Source organism: Herbaspirillum camelliae, assembly GCF_001929405.1.
GTDB lineage: Bacteria > Pseudomonadota > Gammaproteobacteria > Burkholderiales > Burkholderiaceae_D > Herbaspirillum > Herbaspirillum seropedicae.
This window is the reverse complement of sequence record NZ_KV880769.1, coordinates 571,696-586,033: the sequence shown is the minus strand read 5'-3', so window position 1 is coordinate 586,033 and position 14,338 is coordinate 571,696. Positions and strand designations below refer to the sequence as shown.

Genomic DNA, 14,338 nt, shown 5'->3' with positions numbered 1-14,338 from the left:
GGCTCATGCTTGCAGGCCCGCCAGGTAATGCTGCAGATGGTGCTGGAATTGCTCCGGCGGGATATGGTGCGCGCCATGCAGGATGAGCGGTTCCTGCCATTGCATGCCGCACAGCGCGGCAGTTTGCTGATAGGGCGGCAGGAAGTCGGCGAAGGGGTGGCCGTGACGGCCCTCGGGCCTGTAGGCGGCGTCTTCTCCACCGGTGGTGGCCACCAGCCACAAGCGCTTGCCATGCAGCGCGTGACCGCCGTGGCCAAAGGCCCAGCCGCGCGTGAGGACGCTGTCCAGCCACTGCTTCTGCAGGGCCGGCATGCTGTACCAGTGGATGGGATGCTGCATCACCACCAGTTCGACCGTGCCCAGCAATTGCTGTTCGTGTTCCACGTCGATGTGGAAGTCGGGGTAGTGTTCGTAGAGGTCATGGATCTGCACATCCGGCAGGCGGGCGGCTGCATCAAGCAGCAGGCGATTGGTGCGCGACAGCTCGGCGGTGGGATGGGCGTAGAGGATGAGGGCCTTAGGCATGGGGAGTCGGGCGGTGGAGAAAGGCGGACCAGCAAAATTGGCCGGAACATGGGCGGGCCTGGTGTTGTCTGCTCTGGTGAGCGCAAGGAGTTTGCCACGAAAGCACGCGCCCGGCTTGTACGAAACTGCTTGCCATGGCGTCACGGCGTTTTGCCGGAAAACGCCTGCCCTCGGGCAGGTGTCCAAAGCCCGGCAATGCGCTTATACTCAGCCACTCCCCGGATTCTCCGCCGCAGCCTCGCGCGGCAGAGGATGACGCTCGCCGCAGTGCCCCCTATTGACCCCTGATTGCAGCCATGTCCGACATCCAAGACTCCGAAGCCAACCTGCCGCCCGACCGATCCTCCACCCCGGCCCAGTCTGTCTCCGCCGACGCCTCTGGCACACCGGCCGCCTCCCAGACTCCTGCGCCGGCTGCTGCTGCTCCTGCTTCTCCTGCCGCTCCGGCCCCGGTCGCAGCGGCGGCCCCGCCAGCCGTACCGCCAGCCCAGCCCAGTCCCGAAGCCGCGCCCACCGGCCAGGCCCAGCAGTCTGCCCACAGTTACTACTCGGCCGTGCCGCCGCCGCATCATGCCGGTGACGCGCCGTGGGCGCAGACCTGGCGCTTCCTGACGGCGCGCTTGCGGCAACTGTCGGACAAGGCGGGTCGCCGCGTGATGCAGCGTACGCTCAAGATCGGCGTATCGGCCCGCATCTTCCACCCCGAGGCGGGCGCCAAGGGCCTGCGCAGCAAGACCCTGCAATACCTGGAAGAATCGATCGCCCAATGGGTCATGTCGCGCGACGTGCTGGTCTTCATGATCCCCACCGTCAATACCAACGGCCTGGTCCACCCCAGCAACATCCGCCTGCGCGACTACGCCAAGCATCTGGACGGGCTGGTCCTGCAAGGCGGCGCGGATGTCTCGCCGCAGAGCTATGCGCAGTCGGCGACCCGTCCCGAATGGAGCGGCGACCGCGTGCGGGACATGTACGAACTGGAGCTGCTGCATGAGTTCATCGAGGCGGGCAAGCCGGTGCTGGGCATCTGCCGCGGTTGCCAGCTGATCAACGTGGCCTTTGGCGGCACGCTCTACCAGGACATCGCCACCGACGTTCCCACCGCCATCCCGCACGTCAACGAGCAATACGACAGCAATTACCACACCCTGCATTTCCCGCAGGGTTCGTCGCTGGCCAATCTGCTCAAGGCCGAGAATGCCGTGGTCAACTCCATCCACCACCAGGCCGTGCGCGACTTGGGGCGCGATCTGTCGGTGGAGGCCGTCTCGGGGCCCGACCAGATCGTCGAAGCGATCCGCTACCGCAAGGCGCCCTTCGTGATGGGCTTGCAATGGCACCCGGAATTCCACCGCGCCGGCAGTCCCGAACTGCTCGATTGCACGCCGGTGCTCGACAGTTTCCTGCGGGCGGCGCGCGAGACCCGCTTCTGATGGGCTGCAAGTCGGCTGTCATCGCGCGGAAAATTGCCTGAAACTAATGCCTGCATGCGCCATCGAACTGGTTTGCGCTGGCGCAAGCCAGCTGCAGGCAGCTATCCGCAGTGCTGCAGGCTAGGTAGAATCATTCATGTCTGCATTGCAGCATCTGTGGACAGCCAGCACTGACAGCACTGCCTGTCTTTTCCCTGAACCGGCTAAAAAGGAGAATTTAAATGCCTCAATCCCCCGCACTGAAGACCGTCCGCAACGACATGAAAACGCTGGTCAAGGACGCCCAGGCCCTGTTCGCCGAGGCGGCTGCCGCGACCGGTGAAAAGGCCGACGAGCTGCGCGCGCGCGGCCTGACCCTGCTGGAAGCCGCAGCCGAAGCCGCCCAGAGCGCCCAGGCCGCCGCCATCGAGAAGGGCAAGGAAGTCGCCGCCAAGACCGATGACTACGTGCATGAGAATCCGTGGCGCGCCGTGGCCATCTCGGCCGGCCTGGGTCTGCTGGTGGGCCTGGTCATCGGTCGTAGCAAGTAAGCGCTGCAGCGATGGCCAATCCCCACAAGGAAGGCCAGGGCGCACCCGCCCCGGCCGCCCATCCCGGGCTGACGGCAGGCCTGCTGGGCCTGGCCAAGAACCTGCTCGGCCTGATCATCAGCCGCATCGAGCTGGCCTCGCTGGAGATGTCGGAGATCGGCGCCAACCTGGTGCGTTTCGCCGTCATCTTCGTCCTGGCGGCGGTGGGGCTGTGGTTCGCCATCGCCTTCTGGTCGATATTGATCGTCATGCTCGCCTGGGATACCTGGGGCTGGAAGATCCTGGCCCTGCTGGGCATGGTGTTTACCGTGGCCACGGTCGGCCTGGTCTGGTATGCGCGTTCGGTGCTGTTGCAGGGCAAGCTGTCGCTGCCGCAGACCATGGCCGAGCTGCGCAAGGACCGTGACGCGCTGCTCTAAGTATTTTTCGAGGATAGCCATGCAGACAACAGACCAGGATCACGGCATGACCCACGAGGAGCGCAAGCGCAAGGTGTTGGCGCAGGGCGCGCTGTACCGGCTGGGCGTGATGGAGGCGCGCGAAGTGGTGCGCGAGAACCTCAGCGCCGAATCACTGGCCAAGGGTGCGCTGAGCCGCGTGGGCCATTTTGCCGTTTCGCTCTTCGGCGGCGGCAGGACGGTGCAATCCATCAAGTCCCTCACCGCGGGCGGTCTGGGCAACCTGAACCTGCAGACAGTGACGCCCTTGCTGATGACGGGCGCTTCCCTGCTGTCGCGACGCTGGCTGCGCAAGCCCCTGATGCTGGGCAGCGTAGTGGCCGTGGCGGGCGGGCTGGCTTATTACTTCAGCCAGCGCGGCGCAGCGGCAGAGCAGGAGCAGCTGCCGCTGGAAGGACCGCCCGAGCCGTAAGGCAATGGCTAATGGCAATGGTGGGCAGGGCAGACACAAAGGCATCCGTTTTCCGGATGCCTTTGTCATTTGGGCAAGCCCATCAGGAACATATTCGCTGCAAGTCGCTCTGAAGAACACCGGCCTAGGGCCTGGACAACAACATGAGAAGGCAGAAAGGACGTGACATGAAGAAACTTTCCATTGCAGCCATCGCCGGCGTACTGGCCCTGTCGGGCTGCGCCGATATGAGCCCGACCCAGCGCGGCACCGCGACCGGCGCGGGCATTGGTGCGGGCCTGGGCGGCATCATTGGCGCCGCCACTGGCGGCGGGGGCGGCGGACGCGCCCTGGGCGGTGCGGCCATCGGCGGCGCGATCGGCGCGGTGGCGGGCAACATCTGGTCCAATCGCATGGAAAACCAGAAGCGCGCCATGGAAGAGGCCACCCAAGGCACTGGCGTGCAGGTCTCGCAGACCGCAGACAATCGCCTGAAGCTGGAAATCCCTAGCGACATCTCCTTCGACACCGGCCGCGCCGACATCAAGCCAGAGATGCGCCCGGTGCTGGACCGCTTTGCCGCCACGCTGGTCGAGAACCCGGCCACCACGGTCACCATCGTCGGCCACACCGACAACACCGGCAGCGACGCCATCAACGACCCGCTCTCGCTGCAACGCGCCAGCCGTACCCGCGACTACCTGAGCTCGCGCGGCGTGGCGGCCAATCGCTTCAGCATCCAGGGACGCGGATCGCATGAGCCGCTGGTGGCCAATACCTCGGACGCCAACCGCGCTCGCAACCGCCGCGTGGAAATCTTCGTGGCCGAGCAGCAGGCCGCAGCACCGCAGCAGGCTCCGGCTGGCTACGCCCCGGGCAACTACCCGCCGCCGCCTCAACCGCAGCGTTACTGATACGGTTAGACGGCGCGGGAGCGCCGCAACGAGCAATGAAAAAGCCCCGAGGCGACGCCATCGGGGCTTTTTCATGGGCCGGCCAGATTGGCCGGGTACGAATTACTTGGCTGCAGCGGCGTCGGCAGCGGGGGCTGCGCCCTCGGCGGGTGCGGCAGCCGGTGCTTTCACCTCGGGTTCCTTGAACTTGGCCCCGGACTGGTTGGCCATGTAGACGACGGTGCGCTGGATTTCCACGTCATCCAGGTCGGGGTTGCCGCCCTTGGCCGGCATGGCGCGCAGGCCGTTGATGGCGTGCGAGACCAGGGTGTCGTAGCCCTGGGCGATGCGGGCTTGCCAGGAAGCGGCATCGCCCACCTTGGGCGCACCGGCCACGCCAGCGCTATGGCAGGCGGCGCAGGTGGTCTTGTAGACTTCTTCGCCGGAGAGCAGTTGCTTGGGACCGTTGGCGTCGCGGAAGGTGAAGCCATCGTCGGAGACCGGCTTGATGCGCGCGGCGATCATGTCAGGGGTCTGGCTGTCGGAACCGGCGCCGGTCTTGGGGCCATTGGTCACGTACTGCACCAGCAGCACGATGCACACGATGGGGACCATAAAACCTGCGACCACAGCTGCGATCAATTGTTTGGGAGTCTTGATTGCTGACTCGTGTTCATGCTGAGCTGAGCTCATTGGCGTCCCTCCGTAATGTTTCCTCGAAATTGGGGCGGAAAACGTCGCTTCCCTTTGTATCGCCTGGCATTGCGTGGAACTAGGATCAGGCAGGGCTTTCATTGCGCTCTCTCGCCGAACTCTTGATTATAGTCACAATGCTTTCCGTTTGACACGGAAAAACCGCCAGCGCCATGGACGTGCCGATGGAAAGACGGTATCCTTCAGGCCTTCTCGGGGTTCGCCCCATCAGCGCGGCTGTAGCTCAGTGGATAGAGTATTGGCCTCCGAAGCCAAGGGTCGTGGGTTCGATCCCCGCCAGCCGCGCCATTTCATCCCGTCCCATTCCATCTAGTTGAAAACGGAACCATAAGTTTGCCGTTTGGCAGCGTTATGCTTCCAAACTACCACGGCAAAAATATGCTTCCACTTCAATCAAGGCGTGGCAACTGTATACCGATCCTGTTGCGTACAAAGAAAAACCAACGCAATTAACTAAATTGCAACGTATTCCGCTGGGAAATATTATCGTGTCGTTTCACCTGATATGCTTTGCGCAATATCAATTAGAGTCTCGTACTCGGTTTTATGATCAGAAATGAACGACGACTCACCTAGGTGAGCCGTTCTGTATATCTCGGTTGTCTTGTGGGGGAAGCCCTTACCCAAAGGCTTGATCCGCTTGGTCTCAACCGTACGGGCTAGGTTTGGCAGTATTTCAAATGCCATAATCGGGGCTTTGCAGTGCCGAGGAGGATCGCGTGGCGCGGGTGAGCATGCCATAGTTAAAAATGTTGCTTCGAAGCATTATTTGTATTTCTTCGCCTCTTCACGCATACGCTCTTGATATTGCTTGTAATTACTTTCCGATCGGGCGTCGGATGCATTCTTGCAATTGATCCCTTGTGGAGTTCCTTCCCACTCCAGGCGTTGTGCAGGAGCCATCCGGCTAAGCTCATTGTTCTGCAACTCCTGGCACCTACCGAACACAGTATTGGCTTCCGCGGAATGGTCTTTGTAGTAGGCCAGCGATTTCACTTCCTCAGATGTGCTCTTGTCGCATGCAGATAGCGTAGAGCATATGAATACAGCCAAGATCCGGACTGCGTTTCCAGCATTCATCCAAACTTCCTTTCATGCTTTTCTACGTGTGGAGTTCATGAGCGAGCGAATGTTTTGATGAATTCTGCATCACTCATATATGACTTCTATAGTACGAATACAAAACAAATTATAAACGCGAAATTCTGTCTTTTGACAGAATTAAGGCGTGCCGTGGAACTGAAGTTTAGGAAGGCCTTGGGGCGTGCTGTGCGCCGCCTCAGGATTCAGGCCGCTATTACTCAAGAAGATTTAGCATTTGAGGCTGGCCTGGAGCGCAGCTACGTGAGCTCTATTGAGCTTGCCCATAAGGATCCGTCTTTTACTACGTTGCAGAAGATTGCAGCTGCGCTGAATCATTCGTTGTTGGATCTCTTTCAAATCTGTAATGACCCAGCGAAACCTGCTCAAGTTATGCGGCTAAAGCAAACGCCTCAGCCGGTGTCTTCATGCCCAGCGCCTGATGCGGCCGGCGGTGGTTATAGAAGCCGATCCAGTCACCAATGATGCGACTGGCGTGCTGCAATGTTTCGAAGCGATGTCGATGAGCGCATTGCTCCTTTAGGGTTCTGATGACGCGTTCGACCATGCCATTCTGCTGTGGGCAATGCGGCGTGATGAACTCTTGCTGAAGCCCGTAACTGCGGACCAACGCGGTGTAACTACGGCTGGTGAACACCAAGCCGTTATCTGAGCGCAGCAAGAACGGCGCCGTCACGCGACCCAGTGAGCCATAACGCGCGATCAGCGCTTGCTCCAAGGCCGACTCTGCCGTCTTCGACTTGCCCGAACGCGACAGATGCCAGCCCAGTAATTCCCGCGTGTGGCAATCAATCACCAAGGCTAGCACCGCCCAGCCATCTCGCCCTGTCCAGATCCGACACAGATCGGTTGCCCAGCGCTGGTCTGGTCCTGTGGCTACCGACGGCAAGGCCTTCACCCTGGGCCGGAAACCAATAGGACGCTTCTTGACCTGCCAACCTTTGATCTGGAAGATCCTCTGCACCGTGTTCTTATTGAACCCGAGCAGGCCAGCCACCGTGCGATAGCCGAAGGACGGCTCTTCCAGGATCATCTTGCGAATGGGTTCGGCAAAGCGCTCCTGCACCTTGGGCTCAGCCTTCACCGGCTTGTAGTAAGCGCTGCGCCTGGCAATCCCAAACCACGCGCATATCTTGCTGACAGCCACATCGAAACCGTCTTGTTTGAGTCCCTGGCGGATGGTCTCGATTACTTGTCTTCCTCGCCCAACAGGGACGCCAATTTTTTTCTGGCGCGCAGCTCCAGCATGGCTTCTCCGTAGGCTTCCTGCAGCTCCTTGAGTTGCCGCTCGTACTGTTCTCTCACATCCAGCGGCTTGGCGCGCAGGGCGTTCTCCATCCCTTTGCGGCCTTCATCGACCCATTCTTCGATCTCGGATGGCGGGATATCAAACGACCGGCTAGCCTCGGCTACCGTCGTCTTTCCCTGGATGATTTCCATCACCAGCGCCGCTTTGCGCTTGGCTGTCCAACGTTTGAATTCTTCTTCCATGACCTTGCTCATTTTGATTCCCTTTTAGGATTATCTACTGAGCAGGTTTTTAGTGGGTCATTACAAATCTACGAAGAAGAGCTGCGGTCGACAACTGAGCAGCCAACTCCTCGGCGTGGCCGCCCGTCATCCAAACGAGATGATTAGTTGATGATTCGGTGGGCTGATTTGATGAATTGGGAAATTGCGCTTACTTATATTGCAGCTATAACTAAGTCATGAGGTGCGACGGTGCACTGTTCATCACCAAGTTAGAAGGCCCAATATGGCGTTGATCCAACAATTTCTTGTCCCCGAAATTTATCGCCCTCTTTTTGAGATCGATCGTCGTTGTGTCTACCGCGCGCATGAACTCGAAGTGGCTACTCAACGCTTTCAGGAATGTGTCTTGTGTAGGGAAGACACGGAGCTGGTTGAGGTGGTACGCCGTGATTTTTCGGGAAGTACCTGCCTATTAGAGGTAGACCTTAAAGCGCACACAATTCGCTTGGTTTCTGAGTCAATGGAAAACTCATTGGCAAGCGAGCTACTGGAGATGCATTTCAGGAAGGTTGTGGAATTGCTGCTCAAAGAGCGGGATCCGGAAGGCGCGCATGTCGTCACCTTTCAGATGAACGTTAATGTCGACTCTCCTAGTCTGCAGTCGGCGAGTCTCTCACTTTAAATAGCGAGGCGGCGGAACGAACCCGTGGTGCTGCGCTGTAGGTAGCCAATGAGGTTGCCGAGAGAGGTGCTCAAATAAGCTCTCCCATGCCGTGTCAGGTTGCTTTGTTTTGAACAGCGACATATTTCCATGTCCCTTGAGTGTCCAAGACATAAGATCCGTCAGCGGTATGAGCGCTCGATGAAAGATATCGATGGGAAGATGTTTGAGCAGCGGGTGCCGGTGGCGTAGCTCCTCAGCCATTGTCCACGCGATACTCAATGTTTCCACGCCAGCTGTATTGGCCCGTAATAGTTGTTCCTGAAGCATTAAAAATAAAGTGCTCAAGGCGCTCATACCCAGCTTCGGATCCGGGATCTTCAATATGACCTCTTCAAGCAGTTCTCGATAGTAGAAAACTATATCTGACTCAAACTTACCGTCCTCGTCAAATTCGGCCAATTCGTCTTCAATCGGCTCCAGCCAAGGTGGCAGGTGCTGATAATCCTCAAAGTCCCAACGTAGTCTTGATCTAAAAGACGGCGCCAGCTTGGCGATGTGGCGGTCAAGATCATGTTCATCGAAGCGCTTAGGTGAATAGAGACTCCATATTGGCGAGCGGTAATACTGTGCCGTTCCTGGCAGCACCTTTTCAATTCTGTTTAGCCTAGACTCAGAAGGCGCAACGACTCCGCGGCAGTATCGAATCCACATGCCGTGCCATTGGCCGTCATAGCCCAAGAGTTCTTCTACGGACTTTGCCCGCCGATTTGCCTCTTCAAGGGCCGCCAAGGTCCAAATTTTGATCCTAGTCGCCTCGAAACGTCCTCGAAAAGGACGTCCTTTCTTTGTTTTTATCATTTAAATCAATAACTTGTACATTTAATTTCATTTTTTCTTGCCCGAAGAATGCTACCAAATATTATGAATTCACGAGTGCCAAATTCATGCGTGCCGCCGTGCAATAGGTATGCAGGAGCTTGGATGAGATAAATAACACCGAGGACGACAAGTCGTCTTCAAGGCAGGGAATGATGCTTACGCAAGAGAAGCTTGATGCACTGATGACTCGCCACGGCTTAAGCCCGCAGGCGCGTGCCGTGGTGGAACGCATTCGTAGCGCGCCGCCAAGTCGGCGGGTACGCAGCGGCCCGGGCAGTGTGGCCTGCAAATACCCTAGCAAAAAGATGGGACATGTCATCCAAGCAGAAAGCCATACCTGTGAGTTGCCGGCCATCATTCTTTGGGAGCACGAGCAGGAGGTCTATGAGTTCTATGACCAGTGCCCAAAGATCTCTCTGCCCTATGTCGATAGAAATGGTGTCCGGCGTGGCTACACCACCGTTCCTGACTTCTTTGTTATTGCAGAAAACTACATAGGATGGGTCGAGTGTAAGACCGAGTCTTGGCTGCATCAGAAGATTAAAGAGTCCAATGTCTATGCCTATACCGACCAGAAATGGCGATGCCCTCCTGGGGAAGCTTTTGCGGCCGCATACGGATTGAATTTCTCCGTATGGGTGGATACCAGCGTCAACCAGATATTTCTAGCGAACGTCAAATTTCTGTCTGACTTTCTTGATGTAGATGCGCCGGCAGTTGTTTCCCAGACGGAGGAGGAAATATATGACGCGTTTGAGGGCGCCAACGCTATCTTGTTGAAAGACCTGATTGGCACATTTGACGGTATCCGATCGGGAGCGATTTACAAACTTATCGCAGATAGAAAGCTGTTCTTTAACTGGGACGTCGATTCAATTGTGGAAGCACGTTTCACAAGAATCTTCCGAGACGAGCGAGTCATGGTGGCGTACAGCCAGATTGCTGGTACTCCAAGAACAGTGAGCGCAAGCCTCCCTGCGATTCGGACTTTGACCCTCGATGCGGGCCAGAAGCTTCTTTGGGATGGTCAGCCCTGGGAAGTCGTCAACGCCGGCACCGAATCAGTATTTATTAAGTCTGCGAGCGGCCCTATTTTGAGCATGCCGCTTGCTGATATTCAAAGCCTGATCAGCGACGGTCATATTTCGGGGGAGCTGGTTGCATCTGTTGATCTGGCTGATGAAGTCCAGCGGCGACTTCTCAGCGCATCAGCATCCGATATGGATACGGCAATTGCGCGCATGGACATATTGAAGGCGCTGGCTAATGGCACGCCGCTTAAAAACGTTCCAGAACGCACACTCCGCGAGTGGCGGCGGAAACAAACAATCGCTGAGCGAGAGCTAGGAAATGGTGTCGTTGGCCTCATTTCTAGGGTCAAAGATCGTGGAAATCGCGAAAGAAAGATAAGCGACGAGGTCATTCAGCTCATTGACGCCGTCATCGATGAACACCTCGTGGGAGAGTCCCCTAAATCAATCTCGGCCTGCTATTCGATATTGCTGGCACTTTGTGACCAGATGGGTATTGCCGGACCAAGCATAAAGACCTTCCGTGCAGAGATAAACAAGAAGAAAACGATAGGTGATCGCAAACGGGCCGTTCAAGGTGACAAGGGTGCGTATCAGTACTCAGAGTTTGTTCACTGGCGGCTTGATAATGCAGCCCCTGTGCATGGCCAGCGTGCTTTTGATATCGCACATGTCGATCACACGCAAATGGACCTGCAGCTAGTTGACAGTGTATTTGGGAAATCGATGGGCAAACCTTGGCTCTCAGTCATGCTGGATGCCAATACGCGCATGGTTTTAGCGTTTGTGATTACTTACGAACGCCCCAGCTATCGGACGTGCATGTTGCTCATGCGAGACTGCATCCAACGACACCGACGCGTTCCAGACACGATCGTGACTGACAAAGGAAGTGAATTTGAGGGTGGCTATTGGGAAATTCTCCTGGCTTGCTTGAAGGTGTCCAAGAAGACCAGGCCCACCGCAAAGGGGCGCTATGGATCGGTGATTGAGCGCTTTTTCGGTATCGCGAATCAGCAGTTCTTCCATCAGTTGAAGGGTAACAACCTGCCCCTGCAAAAGCCGCGCTCCACATCGTCGACACACGATCCGCGTAAGACGGCTGTATGGACGTTGCAGGAAATCGCGCTGTCGTTCGAAGACTATATCGAGAATACCTATTCACGGCTGGAACATAGCCGACTTGGCGTATCACCCCGTGAGGCCTTTGACCACAGTCTCCGAGTCACTGGTGTTCGTCACATGAGGATGATTACGGAGTCTGAAGAACTAGCCATTCTTTGTCTGCCAGATGTGCGTGGAGGAGTTAGGCGCATTGCGCACGGCCGCGGAATCAAGGTCGGAGCGAACTTCTATTTCAATCCAATGTTCCGGCAAACAGCATTGGCTAATACCAAGGTTCCAGTGAAATACGACCCCTTCAATCTGGGATACGTGTACGCCCAAGTTGGAAGGGAATGGATTCGATGCGATTGCCCGGAGTCGGCACAGCTTGTTGGTAGATCTGAAACAGAAATTCAGCTGATCTCTCATGAGGCCCGGACGCGTCAAGGCGCGGCCACACAACGTGATCGTGGCAATCGAGTGGTGCACGGTCGGAATCTGCTGGCTGTAGATGCAAAAGAAAAGTTGCTGCTTCATCAAAAGAAGGCAGCTGAAGTGCGTGCCGCAGAGGATGCATTAGGCATCGTGAACCTTCTGGAAGGATCTGGCAAGGAGCCGGAGGAGCAGGCAAACAAGGCCGCTAATCCATTCGATGTGAAAGCTGTTGAGCGATTCGGAGAATTGAAATGAAAAAGCAAGAAATGCAGCAACAGAAGATCGGATTCATCAATTACACAGTCGCACATCCACATATGAGAGCCGCCCTTGATGCTGCATTGGCAGCAGTGCGGGCTGGAGGCGCTGGGAGCAGCCTTGTGATCGTGACGGGACCGACTGGCGTGGGGAAGACAACGCTGGCTCGGAAGCTTCGACAAAATCTACAAGCGGATTACCAGGACATCATCGACGAGAATCCGGAGCAGATCCCTATCCTCTACGGAAACGCAGTAGCCGCGCAGGGGGCATCCTTCAGCTGGAAGGACTTCTATTCCCGTCTCCTGAAGAGATCTGGAGAACCATTGGTGGAGCGCAAACTAGATATCGATCACCAGCAAGAGCTGTTCTCAGACATTCCACTTGCGCGATACCGTGGTAATGAAACCGCAGACGTGCTGCGCCAATCCGTTGAGATTTGCATGCGAGAGCGGAAGGTACGTTGTTTGATTATTGATGAAGCTCACCATATTCTGATGGTGAACGATCCAAAGAAACTTGAATTCCAGTTTGAAGCTATCAAGTCCTTGGCTATTCAGACTGGGGCCGTCATTGTCTTGGTAGGCACCTATCGATTATTGGATATCCGGGATCAGAGCGGACAACTGGTGCGTCGGAGCGAGATCGTTCATCTGCCCAGGTACGACGTCAATACTCCATCCGACGTGGCTAAATTCAAGACGGCTCTATTGGAGCTGCTGGAAAAGATCCCGGTTGCACACAAACTGAATGGCGAGAAAGATGCAAAGCATTTCTACGTAAAAACAGGCGGTGAGATTGGTATTCTCAAAGATTGGCTTGTGCGCGCTGTGGACCGTTTTTATCAAGTCGGCGCCAAGAAGTTCGATCGGGATTTTGTCGATCAATACGCCTTGGACAATAAAGCGCTTCGTCGGATCATCCTGGAGGCTCTGGAAGGAGAGGAAAAGCTCCGTGACATCGATGAGAAGGATCTTGAAGCATTGCTTATGGGAGATGTTCCGCGTTCTGCGATAGCCCCCAGCAAGAGAGGACGGAGCGCTGGGCGTGTTGGTGAACGCAAGCCTGTACGAGATCCAGTTGGAGGGGCTTATGCCTGATCCGAATGATTTGTCCTCATCTGAGCTTGGGGATTTCCAGGCGCCGGCCGGCAGGACCTGGTTGTATAAGGTCGAGCCAGCCAATATAGGCGGTCGTGAAGCGCTGACTTCATACATCGTCAGGCTAAGTCGTCGCCATATGATCAATCCGCGTATCCTGGTCCAGAAGATTTTTGCGCAGGCGGACAAGCGAATAGAAGATGTGGTTAACAATCGCTTCTACACAAAGGATGGACGGACAATTAATGCTCTTGGGCTATATGCCCGGATGTTTGCAGGAGTGGTTGGAACGCTGACCGGACGGGACGACATCGAGCAGCTAACCATGCTTCCCTGGCAAGATGTATTGCCAGAAAATGGAGAAGCGCTAATAGCGAGGGCACCTAAATGGTGTCCTTTTTGTTTTGCGGAGCAGGCGCTATCCATCGGATATACCTACCTGCCACTTGCTTGGTTTCTCGAACTGTATCGTCGTTGTCCTAGGCACGGAGTGCGGCTGGCGGAGGCCTGTCCCCGATGCGGACGATCACAACCGTTTATTCCAGCTTTCCCCGACATTGGGCATTGCGGGCATTGTGGTGCGTCTTTGTGTCTCTCTGAAGAACAGATGCCGCAAGCTCGTCCAAGCGAGGTAGTGCTAGAAGAAACCATAGAAGAAATGCTGCGAAATGCCGCGACGCGGCCATCTCTTAGCGACTTCAAGTCAAATTTGGTTCGGCTTATTCAAGATCGTGCAGCCGGCAACAAATCTCTTTTCTGTAAAGAGCTTGGATGGGATTCGTGGGCAGCAAATGCTTGGCTGCAGAAGGGACGGAAGCCGACGCTACGGCGCCTACTCGATATCAACCTCCATTGCCAGGTGCCCGTTGCCGCTATGTGTTCCGAGAACCTGGTCCAATCGTCCCTTCCTCTGTCGGCTCCCGAGCAGAAGGCCTGCTCTATTCGACGGGGGCGGGCAACGAGACCGAAGTTAAGTCCCACTCGTGTGAAGGACTTGCGGCGAATTCTAGCGGGCTTTTTGAAGATCAGCCCGCCTTTAACGCTAAATGCAATCGCGAGAATTCTGGATATCAGGCGCTCTGCATTGAAGTATTGGTGTTCTCAGGAGAGCGAGCAGATATCACAGAAATATCTGCAATACAAAGCCGAAATGGGGATGAACGCCAAAAGGGGCCGTGCGAAGCTTGTGGCCAAATTGCTCGAAGAATCCATCCGCCGCGGAGACGGTATTACACGCCGTCATATTGACAAACTCCTGCGAGAGAATGGATTGGCTCTGGCGAGGCCTGATGTCTCGGAAATATACCGCCGCTTTCAATATGGCGGCGGTGAAGTAGGGATTTAGGGCC

16 protein-coding genes and 1 tRNA gene are annotated in these 14,338 nt (G+C 56.4%); 11 read left to right on the top strand and 6 right to left on the bottom strand.

The annotated features are described in order from the left end of the window. Window positions 1-3: 3 nt before the first annotated feature. The gene (gene kefF / locus BGK68_RS02640) at window positions 4-525 is read right to left on the bottom strand and encodes a glutathione-regulated potassium-efflux system oxidoreductase KefF (protein ID WP_075255809.1); all 522 of its coding nucleotides are present in this window, start codon (window positions 523-525) and stop codon (window positions 4-6) included. 296 nt (window positions 526-821) lie between these two features. Between kefF and BGK68_RS02635 the strand changes: the two genes are divergently transcribed. The 5 genes from BGK68_RS02635 to BGK68_RS02615 all read left to right on the top strand — a co-directional run bounded on the left by BGK68_RS02635 (window position 822) and on the right by BGK68_RS02615 (window position 4,251). After that, window positions 822-1,958, top strand: a complete 1,137-nt coding sequence (locus BGK68_RS02635; RefSeq protein ID WP_075255808.1) for a gamma-glutamyl-gamma-aminobutyrate hydrolase family protein — start codon at window positions 822-824, stop codon at window positions 1,956-1,958. 221 nt (window positions 1,959-2,179) lie between these two features. Then, complete coding sequence (locus tag BGK68_RS02630) at window positions 2,180-2,488, top strand: DUF883 family protein (protein ID WP_013236311.1); 309 nt, start codon at window positions 2,180-2,182, stop codon at window positions 2,486-2,488. Between the two features lie 11 nt (window positions 2,489-2,499). Further along, window positions 2,500-2,907, top strand: a complete 408-nt coding sequence (locus BGK68_RS02625) for a phage holin family protein (protein WP_075255807.1) — start codon at window positions 2,500-2,502, stop codon at window positions 2,905-2,907. A 19-nt stretch (window positions 2,908-2,926) separates the two neighbouring features. Next, a complete protein-coding gene (locus BGK68_RS02620; RefSeq protein WP_075255806.1) occupies window positions 2,927-3,358 on the top strand; it encodes a hypothetical protein in 432 nt (143 codons plus the stop codon). Between the two features lie 167 nt (window positions 3,359-3,525). Continuing rightward, the gene (locus tag BGK68_RS02615) at window positions 3,526-4,251 is read left to right on the top strand and encodes an OmpA family protein (protein WP_075255805.1); all 726 of its coding nucleotides are present in this window, start codon (window positions 3,526-3,528) and stop codon (window positions 4,249-4,251) included. 102 nt (window positions 4,252-4,353) lie between these two features. On the opposite strand, the gene BGK68_RS02610 is transcribed toward BGK68_RS02615, so the two are convergent. Next, window positions 4,354-4,923, bottom strand: a complete 570-nt coding sequence (locus BGK68_RS02610; RefSeq protein ID WP_069375116.1) for a c-type cytochrome — start codon at window positions 4,921-4,923, stop codon at window positions 4,354-4,356. A gap of 233 nt (window positions 4,924-5,156) precedes the next feature. On the opposite strand from BGK68_RS02610, the gene BGK68_RS02605 reads away from it, so the two are divergent. Then, window positions 5,157-5,232: transfer RNA gene (locus BGK68_RS02605), tRNA-Arg, on the top strand. A 477-nt stretch (window positions 5,233-5,709) separates the two neighbouring features. Here the strand turns inward: BGK68_RS02605 and BGK68_RS02600 are convergent. Continuing rightward, on the bottom strand, window positions 5,710-6,024 hold the full coding sequence (locus BGK68_RS02600; RefSeq protein ID WP_075255804.1) for a hypothetical protein: 315 nt from the start codon (window positions 6,022-6,024) through the stop codon (window positions 5,710-5,712). Window positions 6,025-6,081: 57 nt separating this feature from the next. Between BGK68_RS02600 and BGK68_RS02595 the strand changes: the two genes are divergently transcribed. Beyond that, window positions 6,082-6,510, top strand: coding sequence for a helix-turn-helix domain-containing protein (locus BGK68_RS02595; RefSeq protein WP_075255803.1), 429 nt, complete (start codon window positions 6,082-6,084; stop codon window positions 6,508-6,510). Here the strand turns inward: BGK68_RS02595 and BGK68_RS02590 are convergent. Together BGK68_RS02590 and BGK68_RS02585 are read right to left on the bottom strand one after the other, a co-directional pair. Continuing rightward, a complete protein-coding gene (locus BGK68_RS02590) occupies window positions 6,416-7,192 on the bottom strand; it encodes an IS3 family transposase (RefSeq protein ID WP_075255802.1) in 777 nt (258 codons plus the stop codon). The two genes, BGK68_RS02595 and BGK68_RS02590, sit on opposite strands and share 95 nt — an antisense overlap. A 41-nt stretch (window positions 7,193-7,233) precedes the next feature. Further along, the gene (locus BGK68_RS02585) at window positions 7,234-7,548 is read right to left on the bottom strand and encodes a transposase (RefSeq protein ID WP_017455550.1); all 315 of its coding nucleotides are present in this window, start codon (window positions 7,546-7,548) and stop codon (window positions 7,234-7,236) included. A gap of 253 nt (window positions 7,549-7,801) precedes the next feature. Here BGK68_RS02585 and BGK68_RS02580 point away from each other — a divergent pair, with 253 nt between their 5' ends. Beyond that, window positions 7,802-8,200, top strand: a complete 399-nt coding sequence (locus BGK68_RS02580; protein ID WP_075255801.1) for a hypothetical protein — start codon at window positions 7,802-7,804, stop codon at window positions 8,198-8,200. Here the strand turns inward: BGK68_RS02580 and BGK68_RS02575 are convergent. After that, window positions 8,192-9,040, bottom strand: coding sequence for a hypothetical protein (locus BGK68_RS02575; protein ID WP_075255800.1), 849 nt, complete (start codon window positions 9,038-9,040; stop codon window positions 8,192-8,194). The two genes, BGK68_RS02580 and BGK68_RS02575, sit on opposite strands and share 9 nt — an antisense overlap. A gap of 119 nt (window positions 9,041-9,159) precedes the next feature. Between BGK68_RS02575 and BGK68_RS02570 the strand changes: the two genes are divergently transcribed. Genes BGK68_RS02570 through BGK68_RS02560 form a run of 3 tightly spaced genes read left to right on the top strand, consistent with a single transcriptional unit; the run spans window position 9,160 to window position 14,334 of the window. Further along, on the top strand, window positions 9,160-11,886 hold the full coding sequence (locus tag BGK68_RS02570; RefSeq protein ID WP_083657711.1) for an integrase catalytic domain-containing protein: 2,727 nt from the start codon (window positions 9,160-9,162) through the stop codon (window positions 11,884-11,886). Beyond that, entirely contained in the window at window positions 11,883-12,989 is a 1,107-nt protein-coding gene (locus BGK68_RS02565) for an AAA family ATPase (RefSeq protein WP_075255798.1), read from the top strand. Before BGK68_RS02570 ends, BGK68_RS02565 begins: the two co-directional genes overlap by 4 nt. Continuing rightward, window positions 12,982-14,334, top strand: coding sequence for a TniQ family protein (locus tag BGK68_RS02560; RefSeq protein ID WP_075255797.1), 1,353 nt, complete (start codon window positions 12,982-12,984; stop codon window positions 14,332-14,334). Before BGK68_RS02565 ends, BGK68_RS02560 begins: the two co-directional genes overlap by 8 nt. Window positions 14,335-14,338: the final 4 nt, after the last annotated feature.